The sequence below is a fragment of the Erwinia rhapontici genome, from assembly GCF_012271765.1.
GTDB lineage: Bacteria > Pseudomonadota > Gammaproteobacteria > Enterobacterales > Enterobacteriaceae > Erwinia > Erwinia rhapontici.
This window is the reverse complement of the sequence record NZ_VRKO01000014.1, coordinates 413,010-427,656: the sequence shown is the minus strand read 5'-3', so window position 1 is coordinate 427,656 and position 14,647 is coordinate 413,010. Positions and strand designations below refer to the sequence as shown.

Genomic DNA, 14,647 nt, shown 5'->3' with positions numbered 1-14,647 from the left:
ATCAGACAATCTGTGTGGACACTACGCGGGAAGGTATCTTCAGGTAAGGAGGTGATCCAACCGCAGGTTCCCCTACGGTTACCTTGTTACGACTTCACCCCAGTCATGAATCACAAAGTGGTAAGCGCCCTCCCGAAGGTTAAGCTACCTACTTCTTTTGCAACCCACTCCCATGGTGTGACGGGCGGTGTGTACAAGGCCCGGGAACGTATTCACCGTAGCATTCTGATCTACGATTACTAGCGATTCCGACTTCACGGAGTCGAGTTGCAGACTCCGATCCGGACTACGACGCACTTTATGAGGTCCGCTTGCTCTCGCGAGGTCGCTTCTCTTTGTATGCGCCATTGTAGCACGTGTGTAGCCCTGGCCGTAAGGGCCATGATGACTTGACGTCATCCCCACCTTCCTCCGGTTTATCACCGGCAGTCTCCTTTGAGTTCCCACCATTACGTGCTGGCAACAAAGGATAAGGGTTGCGCTCGTTGCGGGACTTAACCCAACATTTCACAACACGAGCTGACGACAGCCATGCAGCACCTGTCTCACGGTTCCCGAAGGCACTAAGGCATCTCTGCCGAATTCCGTGGATGTCAAGGCCAGGTAAGGTTCTTCGCGTTGCATCGAATTAAACCACATGCTCCACCGCTTGTGCGGGCCCCCGTCAATTCATTTGAGTTTTAACCTTGCGGCCGTACTCCCCAGGCGGTCGACTTAACGCGTTAGCTCCGGAAGCCACGCCTCAAGGGCACAACCTCCAAGTCGACATCGTTTACGGCGTGGACTACCAGGGTATCTAATCCTGTTTGCTCCCCACGCTTTCGCACCTGAGCGTCAGTCTTTGTCCAGGGGGCCGCCTTCGCCACCGGTATTCCTCCAGATCTCTACGCATTTCACCGCTACACCTGGAATTCTACCCCCCTCTACAAGACTCTAGTCTGCCAGTTTCGAATGCAGTTCCCAGGTTGAGCCCGGGGATTTCACATCCGACTTGACAGACCGCCTGCGTGCGCTTTACGCCCAGTAATTCCGATTAACGCTTGCACCCTCCGTATTACCGCGGCTGCTGGCACGGAGTTAGCCGGTGCTTCTTCTGCGGGTAACGTCAATCGACGAGGCTATTAACCTCATCGCCTTCCTCCCCACTGAAAGTACTTTACAACCCGAAGGCCTTCTTCATACACGCGGCATGGCTGCATCAGGCTTGCGCCCATTGTGCAATATTCCCCACTGCTGCCTCCCGTAGGAGTCTGGACCGTGTCTCAGTTCCAGTGTGGCTGGTCATCCTCTCAGACCAGCTAGGGATCGTCGCCTAGGTGAGCCATTACCCCACCTACTAGCTAATCCCACCTGGGCACATCCGATGGTGTGAGGCCCGAAGGTCCCCCACTTTGGTCCGAAGACGTTATGCGGTATTAGCTACCGTTTCCAGTAGTTATCCCCCTCCATCGGGCAGTTTCCCAGGCATTACTCACCCGTCCGCCACTCGTCACCCAAGGAGCAAGCTCCTCTGTGCTACCGTTCGACTTGCATGTGTTAGGCCTGCCGCCAGCGTTCAATCTGAGCCATGATCAAACTCTTCAATTAAAAGTTCGATTTGCTGCAACAAGTGCAGCGATGCTCAAGTGTAAAACGTCATAATGAATTTCATTATGTGTTCACTCTTAAGACTTGATATTTTTTGTCACCCGGAGGTGACTGATATCAATCCTGCGAGTGCCCACACAGATTGTCTGATAAATTGTTAAAGAGCGGTGCAATCAGTGCCGAAGCTTCCTGTTGCGAGGTGGCGTATATTACGCTTTCCTCCTTCGGAGTCAACTTCTTTTTGAGAAGTTTTTTCCGGCGGTTCAGATGCTTCCTGAACCTCCTGAGCCGCTGGCCGTAAGCCGTTGTGCCGTCTCAGTGGTTGCGCATTATAGGGATCCGAATTTATTGCACAAGCCTTTTTTAGATCTTTCTTTTTGGTTGCTGAGTTTTCACTCTTTTCGCTGAGATCTCAGGCGATCCGCACAAAATTACCGCGTCTTTTCAGCCAATCATTGATCAAAGATCACTTCCGGAACTAGGCTACTGGGATCGTATCGGTAAAGGAGAGAGTGATGAGCGACAATATACGTGCATATAAAGGAGTACGCCCTCAGTTAGGCGGACGCGTGATGATTGATCCCACCAGCGTTGTGATTGGTGACGTCGTGCTGGCTGATGATGTCGGTATCTGGCCTCTGGTAGTCATCCGGGGAGATGTTAACAAGGTCACCATTGGAAAACGCAGCAACATCCAGGATGGGAGCGTTCTGCATTTAACTCATAAATCAGCCGCTAACCCTGAAGGTCATCCACTGGTTGTTGGAGAAGATGTCACCATCGGGCATAAAGCGATGCTACACGGTTGCACGATTGGTGATCGTGTTCTGGTTGGGATGGGATCGATTCTGCTAGATGGTGTAATAGTAGAAGACGATGTGATGATAGGAGCAGGTAGCCTGGTCTCCCCGGGTAAACGCCTCGAAAGTGGTTACCTCTATTTAGGAAGCCCAGCAAAAAAAATACGCCCACTGACAGAAGAAGAGATTGGCGGATTGCTTTATTCAGCTAATAACTATGTTGGCTGGAAAAATGACTATTTATCAGAAGAGAGCCATACCCAGCCCTGAGTATCTTCTTTCTGTTGTTTGATCGCCAGCTCGGCATCCTCTTCCAGCTCCCAGCGATTCAGGCAGAAACAGGCCAGAGGATCACTTGTTGTAGGAAAACGGCGAAGCAACACTTCGCCGTCAATCGCACAAACCAGTTGAAAACCATTGACCAGCGCACTGAAGCAAACGGCCTGTATAGTTTCATCCCACCATTCACGCTCAGGAAACTGAATCGCCTGATTCACGCACTCATCTCTTGTTTCAACACATCAATAATTGGCGTGATTTCTGGCATCACCCCATGCCACAGCATAAAGGAGTGCGCCGCCTGCCCCACCAGCATTCCCAGGCCATCAGCAATCTGAGTCGATCCTTGCTGGCGACACCATTGCAGGAAAGGTGTATCACCCACCTGATAGAACATGTCATAGCAACGGCTACGCTCATTCAGCAGTCCAACAGGCAGATCAGGAATCCCCCCTTCGACACCGCTTGACGTTGCATTGATGACCAGATCGAACTGCGCATCGCGCAATTCATTCTGCGCAAGCGAACGGATACCACCGTGGTGCTGGAAAAGTGCCACCAACTCTTCAGCCCGCGCGTGAGTGCGATTCATCACTGTTACACTGCAATTAAACGCGAGGAGCGGCAGGATCACGCCCCGTGCGGCCCCACCGGCACCGATCAACAGGATTCGATCGTCGGGATGAATCAACTGCAAACGCAGAAGATCGCTTAACAGGCCGATCCCATCGGTGTTGTCCCCCAATAGACGACCATCATCCAACTTCTTTAGCGTATTGACCGCGCCTGCCAGCGCTGCGCGTTCCGTCAGTTCACTGGAGAGGGCAAAAGCCTGCTGTTTGAACGGCAGAGTAATATTTGCCCCCCTGCCATCCTGAGCAAAAAACTCGCGAGCGGACTGCTCAAATCCATCAAGCGGTGCACATAGCCGGCCGTAAGGATGCGGAATACCGGTTTGTTCAGCAAATAGCTGGTGAATACGCGGCGATTTGCTGTGGCTAATCGGGTTACCGAAGACGACGAAAGACGGCATAAGTGTTCTCTTTATCCCTGGCGAATGAGTTCGCCGGTTAATACATCGCGGATTTCTGATGGATTCTGACGACCACCGGTTTCGCCGAGGAATACCGGGAACGTCTCGCCAAACTGTGCCAGTACTTCAGCGACATCGCGACAAGGCGGTAAACTCGTCAGATTGGCACTGGTAGAAACCAGGGGTTTACCAAAGGTTTTGCACAATGCCACAACACCGGGATGATCGCTTACGCGAACGGCCAGCGAGGAAAATTGCCCCGTCAACCAGCCCGGGGTCGATGCACGCGCGGGTAACACCCAAGTGACCGGTCCTGGCCAGAGGGAAAACATCCGCTCTTTTTGCTCCGCAGAGAGCTGCTCATCGGCAATATAAGGAATCAGTTGCTGATAGTCAGCCGCAATAAGAATGAGCCCCTTCTCTATCGGACGATGTTTTAACTTCAGCAGTTTCATCACTGCTGCTTCGCTATCAGGATCACAACCCAAACCGAATACGGCCTCGGTCGGATAAGCAATCACTGCAGACTGACGCAGCACGTTAACGCAGTGCGTTAGTGACTCATCCACGGATTTCATCTTCACTACCATTATCTAATGTTACAGGTTTGCCACAGGCTTTACTGGCGCAAAAACGCCTGACACCTCTGGCCGTTTTCTTTTCAATAAGCAGCGGAAACTGGCAGAACTCGCAGATCCCTTCCAACGGTGTGAAATTAACCGCGAACTGACAATCCGGATAACGGTCACAAGCATGGAAGGTTTTACCGAAGCGCGAGCGACGTTGAACCAGCTTTCCCCCCTGGCACTGCGGACAGGCAAGTGTGGTTTCATCTGGCTTATCGATGGTTTCGGTATGTTCGCATTCGGGATAATCGCTACAGGCGATAAACATGCCATAGCGCCCCTGGCGCAGTACGAGGTCAGCACCGCATTTTGGGCATAGCTGACCTTCAAGCACTTTAATGATGTGCCCGTCAGCCTGGCCTTTTAGCGGACGAATAAAGTCGCATTCAGGATAGAGTGAGCAACCAAGGAAAGCGCCATGTTTCCCGGAGCGAATAACCAGTTCTGCCCCACACTGGGGGCAGGGTTCATTTTTTCGCACAGCGAAAAGCGCTGTTTTATTCATAACATTGTGTACACGAAGGCAATCTTCAGTGCAGCATTCCTTCATTGACGTCGAAAAGTAGCTCTTCCATTTGCTGATAGGCGTTTTCACATCCTGGGATATTAAACAACACCATCAGCACCACCCATTTGAGATCGTCCAGATCAAACTCGAGAGTATCAAGTGCCATAATACGTTCGATAACCATTTCGCGCGTGTCCAGATTCAGCACCTGAATTTGCTCCAGGAACAAAATAAAGCCACGACAGTTGGCATCTAAACGCTGACTCTCTTCCTCGGTGTAGATACGCATAGACAGCGGATCGGTAGTCAGCTGAATCGGGGCGACCAGACCTTCCTGATAATCCGCCAGCTTCTCCAACCAGTTCAACGCATTATAAATATCTTCACGATGAAAACCTGCATCGGTTAAATCATCAGTCAATTTATCCTGATCAACACGCATTTCTGCTTCGTTGTGGATATACGTTTCAAATAAGTACATTAGTACGTCGAACATGGCTTGCCCTCCTCAATCGGACATAGCCGCCGGGTACAGCTGCGATCCACCCTGCTAACTCCAACTCAAGCAACTTCGCTACGATGGTTGGCACAGGTTGGCCGGCACGTTCAGCGACGACGTCAACAGGTGTAACCTCATCTCCTACGTTAGCCAACACATCGGGAAATGGCAATGGAGGATTACTACTCTGCGCTGAATTGTTTTCCCGTTGGGGCAAATCTGATAGCCAGGAGAGGTCGCTTTGTATTTGTTCGATAATATTATTGGGATGAGCCACAAGTAATGCCCCCTGCTGAATCAGCCAGTGTGTTCCCTCGCTGCCGGGGCTGGCCAGGGACCCCGGTAGCGCATACACGTCTCGGTTCTGCTCCAATGCCAGTTTAGCTGTAACCAGTGAGCCACTGCGTAACGTCGCCTCCACGACCAGAACACCGAGGCTCAGGCCGCTAATGATCCGGTTGCGCCGGGGGAAATGCGCGCGTAATGGCTGCACCGACAGAGGAAACTCAGAGACCAGCGCACCGCCACCGGCAATGATCTGCTCTGCCAGTGCCTGATGGCGCCGTGGGTAAAGAACATCAAGTCCACTACCCAGCACGGCTATCGTCTTACCTTGCACCTCCAGCGCAGCACGATGAGCGACACCATCAATGCCTAACGCCAACCCACTGGTAATCGTCAAGCCACTGAGAGCCAGCGCCTGGCTGAACCAGTTGCCCCATTCACTACCATAATGGGAGCAATGCCGACTGCCAACCACCGCCAGCTGAGGAGAGGAAAGTATGGCCGGATCACCCGCAACAAATAGCATCAACGGAAAACGTGTGATCGCCTTCAACTGCTCTGGGTAATAAGGGCTAAGAGGTGTAATAAAATGGTGCTGTGGTGCCTCCAGCCATTCAATACTCTGAGCAATAATCTGTTTATCATAATCAAGGAACGCCTGCTGCTGTAAAACCGACAGACCTAGCGATGCCAGATCGCAGGCGTCAGGCAACGCGATCGTCTGTAATTCAGTCATTAAAGTCAGGCGCTGTGAACTTGATAGCCCGGACAGAGTTGAAAGCCGCAAGGCGCACTCCACTGGTAACATGAATCTCTCCCTGATATTGCCCCTTCCCCCTGAAGGTTACCGCCACGAATGCTGTCAATCGCAGCGCGAAATGTCTACAATAAGAGAGATAAATATCTAATCCCTTGAACACAGATCTGGAAAGTTATGTCAGTTTTGCAGGTATTACATTTTCCTGACGATCGCCTGCGCATCGTTGCGGAACCGGTAAAAGAAGTGAATGCTAATATTCAGCGTATCGTCGATGATATGTTTGAAACAATGTACGCAGAGGAAGGTATTGGCCTGGCAGCAACACAGGTGGATATTCATCAGCGTATTATCGTGATTGATGTTTCTGAGAATCGGGACGAGCGGCTGGTACTCATCAATCCGGAATTGCTGGAAGAAAGTGGCGAAACCGGTATTGAAGAAGGTTGTTTGTCTATTCCTGAACAACGCGCACTCGTGCCTCGCTCTGAAAGAGTCAAAATTCGGGCACTGGACCGTGACGGCAACAGCTTTGAATTGGAAGCGGATGGCCTGCTGGCAATCTGTATTCAACACGAGATGGATCATTTGGTTGGTAAGCTGTTTATAGATTACCTGTCGCCAATGAAACGTCAGCGTATCCGTCAGAAGCTGGAAAAACTGTATCGTCAAAGCGCCCGCGACTGAGTTCGCTGACTGAAGGGAATAATGTGTCCGAATCATTAAAAATCATTTTTGCCGGCACCCCTGACTTTGCAGCGCGTCATCTTGACGCGCTGTTGTCATCCGGGCATCAGGTTGTCGGTGTATTTACTCAGCCAGATCGACCCGCGGGCCGTGGCAACAAACTCACCGCCAGCCCCGTAAAACAGCTGGCCGAACAACACAACATTCCGGTTTTCCAGCCTAAATCACTACGTCCCGAAGAGAACCAACAACTGGTCGATGCGCTTAATGCTGATGTCATGGTGGTCGTTGCCTACGGGTTGATTCTACCGAAAGCCGTGCTGGATATGCCACGTCTTGGTTGCATTAACGTTCATGGTTCCCTGTTACCGCGCTGGCGTGGTGCCGCACCCATTCAGCGCTCGCTGTGGGCAGGTGATGCAGAGACAGGTGTGACCATCATGCAGATGGATGTTGGGCTTGATACCGGCGATATGCTCTTCAAGTTGGCCTGCCCGATCGAAGCCAGTGATACCAGTGCCACGCTGTACGACAAGCTGGCGAACCTCGGGCCTGCCGGAATGCTGAGCACTCTGACACAACTGGCAGAAGGCAGCGCACAACCTGAAGTGCAGGATGAATCGCTGGTCAGTTATGCCGAAAAACTAAGCAAGGAAGAGGCCCGTCTTGACTGGTCACTTTCTGCGTCACAGCTTGAACGCTGTATCCGTGCGTTTAATCCATGGCCAGTCAGCTACTTCGTCATTGATGAGCAACCGGTGAAAGTATGGAAGGCATCGGTGCTGGCCGCCGTTAGCGGACATCAGCCAGGCGAAGTCCTGCAAGCTGATAAGCATGGCATTCAGGTAGTGACTACCGATGGCGTGCTGAATATCGAAGAACTGCAGCCTGCCGGCAAAAAGCCGATGAAAGCCCAGGACCTGCTCAACTCCCGCCGTGAATGGTTTACTCCGGGCAATATTATTGCCTGATGCGTTGCCCGGCACTCATGCCGGGCAATCGTAAGAATTGCGAATCCACTATGAAAAAAAATACTAACTTACGCAGTGTTGCTGCTCAGACTATCGAGAAAGTCGTTGAGCAAGGGCAATCGCTCAGTAACGTGCTGCCCGCTGCACAGAAATCTGTCGGTGAGAAAGACGCAGCCCTGCTACAGGAGCTTTGCTACGGCGTACTGCGTACGCTTCCGCAACTGGAGTGGATTATCAGCAAACTGATGTCACGTCCGATGACAGGCAAGCAACGCACTATTCACTTCCTGATTATGGTCGGCCTGTATCAGTTGATGCATACACGAATCCCGGCTCATGCTGCACTAGCGGAAACGGTAGAGGGTGCCATTGCGCTGAAACGTCAGCAGCTAAAAGGCCTGATCAACGGAGTACTGCGGCAGTTCCAGCGTCAACAGGAAGAGTTGATGCTGCAGATGAATGATGGCGATCAGCAGTACCTGCATCCAAAGTGGTTACTGGAACGCCTGAAACGTGCCTGGCCAGATCAGTGGCAACAGATTGTCGAGGCTAATAACCAGCGGCCACCGATGTGGCTGCGTGTTAACCGAAACCATCACAGCCGCGATGCGTGGCTGGCACTCCTTGAGGAAAGCGGTAAAACGGCATTTTTTCATCCGCAACACAGTGATGCATTAAGACTGGAAACCCCGTGCGCAGTGGGCCAGCTTCCGGGGTTCGATCAGGGGTGGGTCACTGTTCAGGATGCCTCAGCCCAGGGCTGTGTGGCACTGCTTGATCCACAGAATGGCGAGAAGATCCTCGACCTCTGTGCTGCACCAGGCGGTAAGACGACACATATTCTGGAAGCGGCCCCTCAGGCTGACGTCATGGCCGTAGATGTTGATGCCCAGCGCCTGGCAAGAATTAGTGAGAATTTGCAACGCCTGAACATGACAGCGGAAGTTAAGCTGGGTGACGGCCGTACCCCAGAAGCCTGGTGTGGGAATACGCAATTCGATCGTATTCTGCTGGATGCGCCATGTTCAGCAACCGGTGTCATACGGCGCCATCCTGATATCAAGTGGCTGCGCCGCGATCGTGATATCCCAGAACTTGCCTTATTACAGCAGCAGATTCTGGATGCAGTCTGGCCACATCTGAAGTCAGGCGGGACGTTGTTATACGCGACCTGTTCAATATTACCGGAAGAAAATCATCAGCAAGTAAGCCAGTTCCTTCAGCGTCATACTGATGCGCGTTTAAGTGATACAGGTGACCTCTCACAACCGGGTATTCAGGTATTTCCGCAGACCGATGGCGGTGATGGCTTCTATTACGCAAAATTGATAAAACAATGACCAGCGTGGCGCGTTACACTGCGCCACAATCTGAACGATAACCAACAGACTGAAGCATAATGAAAATCATCATTCTTGGTGCAGGACAGGTCGGCGGAACACTCGCTGAGAACCTGGTCGGTGAAAACAACGATATTACCGTGGTCGATACCGATGCCCTGCGTTTGCGTCAGTTGCAGGACAAGTTCGACTTACGCGTGGTACAGGGGCATGGTTCACATCCCCGTGTATTACGCGAGGCCGGCGCTGAAGATGCTGATATGCTGGTTGCGGTAACCAATTCAGATGAAACCAATATGGTCGCCTGTCAGGTTGCCTACTCTCTTTTTAACACGCCAAACCGCATCGCCCGTATCCGCGCCCCGGACTATATCCGTGATGCTGATAAGCTATTCATTCCTGAAGCCGTTCCTATCGACCATCTGATCTCACCCGAGCAATTGGTGATCGACAATATCTACCGACTCATTGAGTACCCGGGTGCTCTGCAGGTAGTTAATTTTGCCGAAGGCAAGGTGAGTCTGGCCGTGGTGAAAGCCTATTATGGTGGGCCGCTGGTCGGTAATGCCTTATCAGTGATGCGCGAGCATATGCCGCACATTGATACCCGCGTAGCAGCGATCTTCCGTCAGGATCGCCCGATCCGCCCCCAGGGTTCCACCATCATTGAAGCGGGAGATGAAGTGTTCTTCATCGCTGCCAGCCAGCATATCCGCGCGGTAATGAGTGAATATCAAAGGCTGGAAAAACCCTACAAGCGCATTATGATCGTCGGTGGTGGGAATATTGGTTTTGGTCTGGCACAGCGTCTTGAGAAACATTACAGCGTAAAACTGATCGAACGTGATCAGCAGCGAGCTGCTGAGCTGGCCCAGAACCTGCAAAACACCATCGTCTTTTATGGCGATGCATCGGATCAGGAACTGCTGGCTGAAGAACATGTTGATCAGATTGATCTGTTTATCGCCATCACTAACGATGATGAAGCTAATATTATGTCAGCCATGCTGGCAAAACGTATGGGTGCCAAGAAAGCGATGGTACTTATCCAGCGTCGCGCCTATGTTGACCTGGTCCAGGGCAGCGTGATCGACATCGCGATTTCACCTCAGCAGGCAACAATATCAGCGCTGCTAGGACATGTACGTAAAGCGGATATCGTGGGTGTTTCTTCTCTGCGCCGTGGTGTTGCCGAAGCCATTGAAGCTATAGCTCATGGCGAAGAATCTACATCGAAAGTTGTAGGACGTCAGATTGATGACATCAAGCTACCGCCCGGCACAATCATTGGCGCCGTTGTGCGCGGTAGTGATGTGATCATCGCTAATGACAATCTGCGTATTGAGCAGGGCGACCATGTCATTATGTTTCTCACCGACAAGAAGTTTGTTTCTGACGTCGAACGTTTATTCCAGCCCAGCCCGTTCTTCCTCTAATCGATCTAATCTCACTTCTCACCCGGTTCTGACCGGGTGTTTAGCTTTTTATCTGCAATCTCCGTGGAAAAAGCCCGATCGTTTGTTAGACTTAAAAAATTGGCAAATACGGGAGATAACAATGAGTTTATTCAAAGAGTTTCGCGATTTCGCGATGCGTGGCAACGTGGTGGACCTGGCTGTCGGTGTCATCATTGGTGCGGCGTTTGGCAAAATCGTGTCCTCACTGGTGGCAAACATCATTATGCCACCGCTGGGATTATTGATTGGGGGAGTTGATTTTAAACAGTTTGCCTGGGTATTGAAGCCTGCAGAAGGGGAAACCGCAGCAGTCGTAATGCAATACGGTATTTTCCTGCAAACCATTTTTGATTTTGTCATCGTTGCCTTTGCCATCTTCATGGCCATCAAAGTGATGAACAAAATGTACAAAAAGAAAGAAGTGGAAAAACCGGTGGCAAAACCTTCTGCAGAAGAAACTCTTCTGAGTGAGATCCGTGACCTGTTGAAAGAGCAGAATAACAAGCCGCTGTAAGCGAGCCTGGACTTCTGAAAACCGCCATAACTGGCGGTTTTTTTATGCCTGAAAAACCAGGAGGCCAGTGGTAAATACGCGATTTGCGCACTGACCACTGACCTCCCAGCTACCTTTCTTCGCGTGTTTATCTTTACGTCGGAAGCTGCCTTTTCCTTTCTGATTGACTTCGATACGCGTTTTGAATAATGGGTCATGTAACAATGCTTCCAGAGCATTATCGCGGATAGTGCCCTTTTTATGCTGATAGACAGTCATAGTTTTTCCTGTTGATGGATGACGTTGGAGAATATAGACCCCTGGCAACGGAAATTCAATCGGTGCTTTTCGCCACCGTAGTAGTCGCGCCTTTTTCTAAGGCTTCAAGAATCGAACAATATACACTGCTGTGAGACGTGCCACAGCAGGCATCATTAAGGCGAGTAAGCGAGCGTTGCATATGATGTAATTCCGTAAGCATCGCTTCAACTTCATTCAGCCGCTTCTGTACGATGGTCTTTGATTCCTGGCAGGTATGATGCTCAGGGTCGACGCGAATTGACAGCAATTCACGAATCGCCTCAAGAGTGAAACCCAACTGTCGACCATAGCGAATAAACTTAAGGCGCTGCAGATCGCTGTCACTGTAAAGTCTGAACCCGCCTTCGGTACGCACCTTATGATCCATCATCTGCTGTTTTTCATAAAACCGGATAGTATCCGGCGTCACATCAGCCAGTTTCGCCAGCTGTCCAATACGGTACATTACTCTTCCTCCCGAAAGTGCTGCTGTATTCTGCGGCCATAGCCGCCCTGCAAAAAATCAGTACTGATTCCCGCCTGTTTCAACTTCACCTCAAGTAAGCTCAGACGTTTTGCCTGTTGATAGTAGCGCTCTTCATTTGGATCGACCGTTCGCATTAATTCATCCAGCTCTAGAGCTTCGCGTTTCATCTCCAGCTCTGGTGGCAAGAAGCCAGAATTCTTCAGAATACGATAGCCCGCACGCAGCTCAGAAGGCACATGGCTATCATCATCCAGCTGTAGGGGATGACCTGCTCCGGGGAGATTATCGAGCTCACCCTGACGAAGGGCCGCGAGGATATGCTTTTCTGCGAGTTGATCAAGTAAAGACATGATGGCCTCCGTTTACCAGATTGAGGTCAGCATAACGCATTTGAGAGAGAGATAAAGGGGGCAGGAATTTTGGATATAAAAAAACCCCGCAAGCGGGGCTTTTTCAATACTGCGGCAGATTACTCTGCTGCAGCTTCTGCTTGAGCTTCTGGACGATCAACCAGCTCGATGTAAGCCATCGGAGCGTTGTCACCAGCGCGGAAGCCACACTTCAGAATGCGAGTGTAACCACCTGCACGGCTCGCGAAACGCGGACCGAGCTCATTAAACAGTTTTGCCACGATCTCGTTATCACGAGTACGGGCGAATGCCAGACGACGATTAGCTACGCTGTCGGTCTTGGCAAGAGTAATCAGCGGCTCAACTACGCGACGCAGCTCTTTCGCTTTTGGCAGGGTCGTCTTGATAATCTCGTGACGAACCAAAGAGCCAGCCATGTTGCGGAACATAGCCTGACGATGGCTGCTGTTGCGGTTCAGTTGACGACCACTCTTACGATGGCGCATGACCTTATCCTTCTCAGTGAAACCTTAACCTGTGATCGGGTTATTCATCAGCGATGCTAGCGGGTGGCCAGTTTTCCAGGCGCATGCCCAGAGACAAACCACGAGAAGCCAGCACATCTTTAATCTCAGTAAGAGATTTTTTACCAAGGTTAGGCGTTTTAAGCAGCTCAACCTCGGTACGCTGTACCAGATCACCGATGTAGTGGATAGCTTCTGCCTTAAGGCAGTTAGCAGAGCGGACAGTCAATTCCAGATCGTCAACAGGGCGCAGCAAGATCGGATCGAATTCTGGTTTCTCTTCTTTCACTTCCGGCTGACGTACATCACGTAAGTCGACGAAAGCTTCCAGTTGTTCAGCCAGAATGGTCGCTGCACGGCGGATCGCCTCTTCAGGATCGATAGTACCGTTAGTTTCCATTTCGATGACCAGCTTGTCCAAATCGGTACGCTGTTCTACACGCGCTGCTTCAACATTGTAGGCAATTCGCTCTACAGGGCTGTAGCAGGCATCGACCAACAGACGACCAATTGGGCGCTCATCTTCTTCCGAATGAATTCGGGCAGAAGCCGGCACATAACCACGACCACGCTGAACTTTGATACGCATGCTGATAGCGGCGTTTTCATCGGTCAGGTGACAGATCACGTGCTGCGGCTTGACGATTTCGACATCCCCATCATGGGTGATATCGGCTGCAGTCACAGGGCCAATGCCAGATTTATTCAGAGTAAGAATAACTTCATCTTTGCCCTGAACTCTTACCGCCAAACCTTTTAGGTTGAGCAGGATTTCCAGGATATCTTCCTGTACGCCCTCTTTGGTGCTGTACTCGTGCAGTACACCATCAATTTCAACCTCGGTCACCGCGCAACCCGGCATTGATGAAAGCAGAATACGGCGCAGTGCGTTACCAAGAGTATGGCCAAAGCCACGCTCTAAAGGCTCAAGGGTCACCTTGGCGTGCGTCGAACTCACTTGCTCGATATCTACCAGGCGCGGTTTTAGAAACTCTGTCACAGAACCCTGCATTGTGTCCTCTCTTTGGTACTAAGCCTTACTTGGAGTAAAGCTCGACGATCAGGTGTTCGTTAATGTCCGCAGACAGATCAGTACGTTCAGGAATACGCTTGAACACACCTTCCATCTTAGTTGCATCAACTTCCAGCCAGGTTGGCTTTTCACGCTGTTCAGCCAGCTCCAGAGCGGCTTTCACGCGAGACTGCTTTTTGGCTTTCTCACGGATGCTAACAACGTCATTCGGAGTTACCTGATAAGAAGCGATGCTAACAACGCGACCGTTTACCATAATAGATTTGTGGCTAACCAACTGACGTGCTTCTGCACGAGTGGCACCAAAGCCCATACGGTAAACAACGTTATCCAGACGACCTTCCAGCAGAGCTAACAGATTTTCACCTGTGTTGCCTTTCAGACGAGCTGCTTCTTTATAATAGTTACGGAACTGACGCTCCAGCACGCCGTAGGTACGACGAACTTTCTGCTTTTCACGTAACTGCACGCCATAGTCAGACAGACGTGGCTTGCGCGCACCGTGCTGACCAGGAGCTTGTTCAATCTTACACTTGGTATCAATCGCGCGAACGCCAGACTTGAGGAACAGGTCTGTGCCTTCACGACGGCTCAGCTTGAGCTTAGGACCCAAATATCTTGCCATTTTCTT

At 51.1% G+C, this 14,647-nt stretch carries 18 protein-coding genes and 1 rRNA gene; 6 read left to right on the top strand and 13 right to left on the bottom strand.

What is annotated here, in order from left to right:
* Window positions 1-44 precede the first annotated feature (44 nt).
* A 16S ribosomal RNA gene (locus tag FVB43_RS15680) occupies window positions 45-1,587 on the bottom strand.
* 515 nt (window positions 1,588-2,102) lie between these two features.
* Here FVB43_RS15680 and FVB43_RS15675 point away from each other — a divergent pair.
* Window positions 2,103-2,657 (top strand): gamma carbonic anhydrase family protein, encoded by a 555-nt coding sequence (locus tag FVB43_RS15675; protein WP_133847006.1) that lies wholly within the window; start codon window positions 2,103-2,105, stop codon window positions 2,655-2,657.
* Here FVB43_RS15675 and FVB43_RS15670 read toward each other — a convergent pair.
* The 6 genes from FVB43_RS15670 to dprA are packed head-to-tail and all read right to left on the bottom strand — an operon-like array spanning window position 2,624 to window position 6,425.
* Window positions 2,624-2,884, bottom strand: a complete 261-nt coding sequence (locus FVB43_RS15670; protein WP_133847007.1) for a DUF1488 family protein — start codon at window positions 2,882-2,884, stop codon at window positions 2,624-2,626. The genes FVB43_RS15675 and FVB43_RS15670 overlap by 34 nt on opposite strands.
* Window positions 2,881-3,699, bottom strand: a complete 819-nt coding sequence (gene aroE, locus FVB43_RS15665; RefSeq protein WP_167864271.1) for a shikimate dehydrogenase — start codon at window positions 3,697-3,699, stop codon at window positions 2,881-2,883. Before aroE ends, FVB43_RS15670 begins: the two co-directional genes overlap by 4 nt.
* An 11-nt stretch (window positions 3,700-3,710) precedes the next feature.
* Window positions 3,711-4,277 (bottom strand): L-threonylcarbamoyladenylate synthase type 1 TsaC, encoded by a 567-nt coding sequence (tsaC, locus tag FVB43_RS15660; protein WP_133847009.1) that lies wholly within the window; start codon window positions 4,275-4,277, stop codon window positions 3,711-3,713.
* On the bottom strand, window positions 4,261-4,830 hold the full coding sequence (locus tag FVB43_RS15655) for a DNA topoisomerase family protein (protein WP_133847010.1): 570 nt from the start codon (window positions 4,828-4,830) through the stop codon (window positions 4,261-4,263). Before FVB43_RS15655 ends, tsaC begins: the two co-directional genes overlap by 17 nt.
* Window positions 4,831-4,855: 25 nt before the next feature.
* The gene (smg, locus tag FVB43_RS15650) at window positions 4,856-5,329 is read right to left on the bottom strand and encodes a DUF494 family protein Smg (RefSeq protein ID WP_133847011.1); all 474 of its coding nucleotides are present in this window, start codon (window positions 5,327-5,329) and stop codon (window positions 4,856-4,858) included.
* A complete protein-coding gene (dprA, locus tag FVB43_RS15645) occupies window positions 5,301-6,425 on the bottom strand; it encodes a DNA-protecting protein DprA (RefSeq protein WP_133847012.1) in 1,125 nt (374 codons plus the stop codon). The genes smg and dprA overlap by 29 nt, the downstream gene beginning before the upstream one ends.
* Window positions 6,426-6,551: 126 nt before the next feature.
* Here dprA and def point away from each other — a divergent pair, with 126 nt between their 5' ends.
* From def to mscL, 5 genes are all read left to right on the top strand, one after another.
* Entirely contained in the window at window positions 6,552-7,061 is a 510-nt protein-coding gene (gene def, locus FVB43_RS15640) for a peptide deformylase (protein WP_133847013.1), read from the top strand.
* Window positions 7,062-7,084: 23 nt separating this feature from the next.
* Entirely contained in the window at window positions 7,085-8,032 is a 948-nt protein-coding gene (gene fmt / locus FVB43_RS15635) for a methionyl-tRNA formyltransferase (protein ID WP_133847014.1), read from the top strand.
* Window positions 8,033-8,082: 50 nt separating this feature from the next.
* The gene (rsmB, locus tag FVB43_RS15630; protein WP_159338635.1) at window positions 8,083-9,372 is read left to right on the top strand and encodes a 16S rRNA (cytosine(967)-C(5))-methyltransferase RsmB; all 1,290 of its coding nucleotides are present in this window, start codon (window positions 8,083-8,085) and stop codon (window positions 9,370-9,372) included.
* 59 nt (window positions 9,373-9,431) lie between these two features.
* Complete coding sequence (gene trkA, locus FVB43_RS15625) at window positions 9,432-10,808, top strand: Trk system potassium transporter TrkA (protein WP_133847016.1); 1,377 nt, start codon at window positions 9,432-9,434, stop codon at window positions 10,806-10,808.
* A 121-nt stretch (window positions 10,809-10,929) separates the two neighbouring features.
* Window positions 10,930-11,343: a large-conductance mechanosensitive channel protein MscL gene (gene mscL / locus FVB43_RS15620; RefSeq protein WP_062749324.1), complete on the top strand. Its 414-nt coding sequence runs from the start codon at window positions 10,930-10,932 to the stop codon at window positions 11,341-11,343.
* A 42-nt stretch (window positions 11,344-11,385) separates the two neighbouring features.
* On the opposite strand, the gene FVB43_RS15615 is transcribed toward mscL, so the two are convergent.
* The 6 genes from FVB43_RS15615 to rpsD all read right to left on the bottom strand — a co-directional run bounded on the left by FVB43_RS15615 (window position 11,386) and on the right by rpsD (window position 14,641).
* Window positions 11,386-11,601 carry an alternative ribosome-rescue factor A gene (locus FVB43_RS15615; RefSeq protein WP_167864270.1) on the bottom strand — a complete coding sequence of 72 codons (216 nt, stop codon included), beginning with the start codon at window positions 11,599-11,601 and terminating at the stop codon, window positions 11,386-11,388.
* Between the two features lie 55 nt (window positions 11,602-11,656).
* The gene (zntR, locus tag FVB43_RS15610; protein WP_133847018.1) at window positions 11,657-12,088 is read right to left on the bottom strand and encodes a Zn(2+)-responsive transcriptional regulator; all 432 of its coding nucleotides are present in this window, start codon (window positions 12,086-12,088) and stop codon (window positions 11,657-11,659) included.
* On the bottom strand, window positions 12,088-12,459 hold the full coding sequence (locus FVB43_RS15605; protein WP_133847019.1) for a DnaJ family domain-containing protein: 372 nt from the start codon (window positions 12,457-12,459) through the stop codon (window positions 12,088-12,090). The genes zntR and FVB43_RS15605 overlap by 1 nt, the downstream gene beginning before the upstream one ends.
* A 119-nt stretch (window positions 12,460-12,578) precedes the next feature.
* A complete protein-coding gene (gene rplQ, locus FVB43_RS15600; RefSeq protein ID WP_003850180.1) occupies window positions 12,579-12,965 on the bottom strand; it encodes a 50S ribosomal protein L17 in 387 nt (128 codons plus the stop codon).
* A 40-nt stretch (window positions 12,966-13,005) separates the two neighbouring features.
* Window positions 13,006-13,995, bottom strand: a complete 990-nt coding sequence (locus FVB43_RS15595; RefSeq protein ID WP_002919219.1) for a DNA-directed RNA polymerase subunit alpha — start codon at window positions 13,993-13,995, stop codon at window positions 13,006-13,008.
* A gap of 25 nt (window positions 13,996-14,020) precedes the next feature.
* Window positions 14,021-14,641: a 30S ribosomal protein S4 gene (rpsD, locus tag FVB43_RS15590; protein WP_133847020.1), complete on the bottom strand. Its 621-nt coding sequence runs from the start codon at window positions 14,639-14,641 to the stop codon at window positions 14,021-14,023.
* Window positions 14,642-14,647: the final 6 nt, after the last annotated feature.

Coding starts and splice junctions, on each gene's coding strand:
- dprA (WP_133847012.1), bottom strand. CDS start 6,425: ATGTTACCAGTGGAGTGCGCCTTGCGGCTTTCAACTCTGTCCGGGCTA.
- FVB43_RS15655 (WP_133847010.1), bottom strand. CDS start 4,830: ATGAATAAAACAGCGCTTTTCGCTGTGCGAAAAAATGAACCCTGCCCC.
- smg (WP_133847011.1), bottom strand. CDS start 5,329: ATGTTCGACGTACTAATGTACTTATTTGAAACGTATATCCACAACGAA.
- trkA (WP_133847016.1), top strand. CDS start 9,432: ATGAAAATCATCATTCTTGGTGCAGGACAGGTCGGCGGAACACTCGCT.
- rpsD (WP_133847020.1), bottom strand. CDS start 14,641: ATGGCAAGATATTTGGGTCCTAAGCTCAAGCTGAGCCGTCGTGAAGGC.
- rsmB (WP_159338635.1), top strand. CDS start 8,083: ATGAAAAAAAATACTAACTTACGCAGTGTTGCTGCTCAGACTATCGAG.
- mscL (WP_062749324.1), top strand. CDS start 10,930: ATGAGTTTATTCAAAGAGTTTCGCGATTTCGCGATGCGTGGCAACGTG.
- rplQ (WP_003850180.1), bottom strand. CDS start 12,965: ATGCGCCATCGTAAGAGTGGTCGTCAACTGAACCGCAACAGCAGCCAT.
- def (WP_133847013.1), top strand. CDS start 6,552: ATGTCAGTTTTGCAGGTATTACATTTTCCTGACGATCGCCTGCGCATC.
- FVB43_RS15675 (WP_133847006.1), top strand. CDS start 2,103: ATGAGCGACAATATACGTGCATATAAAGGAGTACGCCCTCAGTTAGGC.
- zntR (WP_133847018.1), bottom strand. CDS start 12,088: ATGTACCGTATTGGACAGCTGGCGAAACTGGCTGATGTGACGCCGGAT.
- FVB43_RS15615 (WP_167864270.1), bottom strand. CDS start 11,601: ATGACTGTCTATCAGCATAAAAAGGGCACTATCCGCGATAATGCTCTG.
- aroE (WP_167864271.1), bottom strand. CDS start 3,699: ATGCCGTCTTTCGTCGTCTTCGGTAACCCGATTAGCCACAGCAAATCG.
- FVB43_RS15595 (WP_002919219.1), bottom strand. CDS start 13,995: ATGCAGGGTTCTGTGACAGAGTTTCTAAAACCGCGCCTGGTAGATATC.
- FVB43_RS15605 (WP_133847019.1), bottom strand. CDS start 12,459: ATGTCTTTACTTGATCAACTCGCAGAAAAGCATATCCTCGCGGCCCTT.
- tsaC (WP_133847009.1), bottom strand. CDS start 4,277: ATGAAATCCGTGGATGAGTCACTAACGCACTGCGTTAACGTGCTGCGT.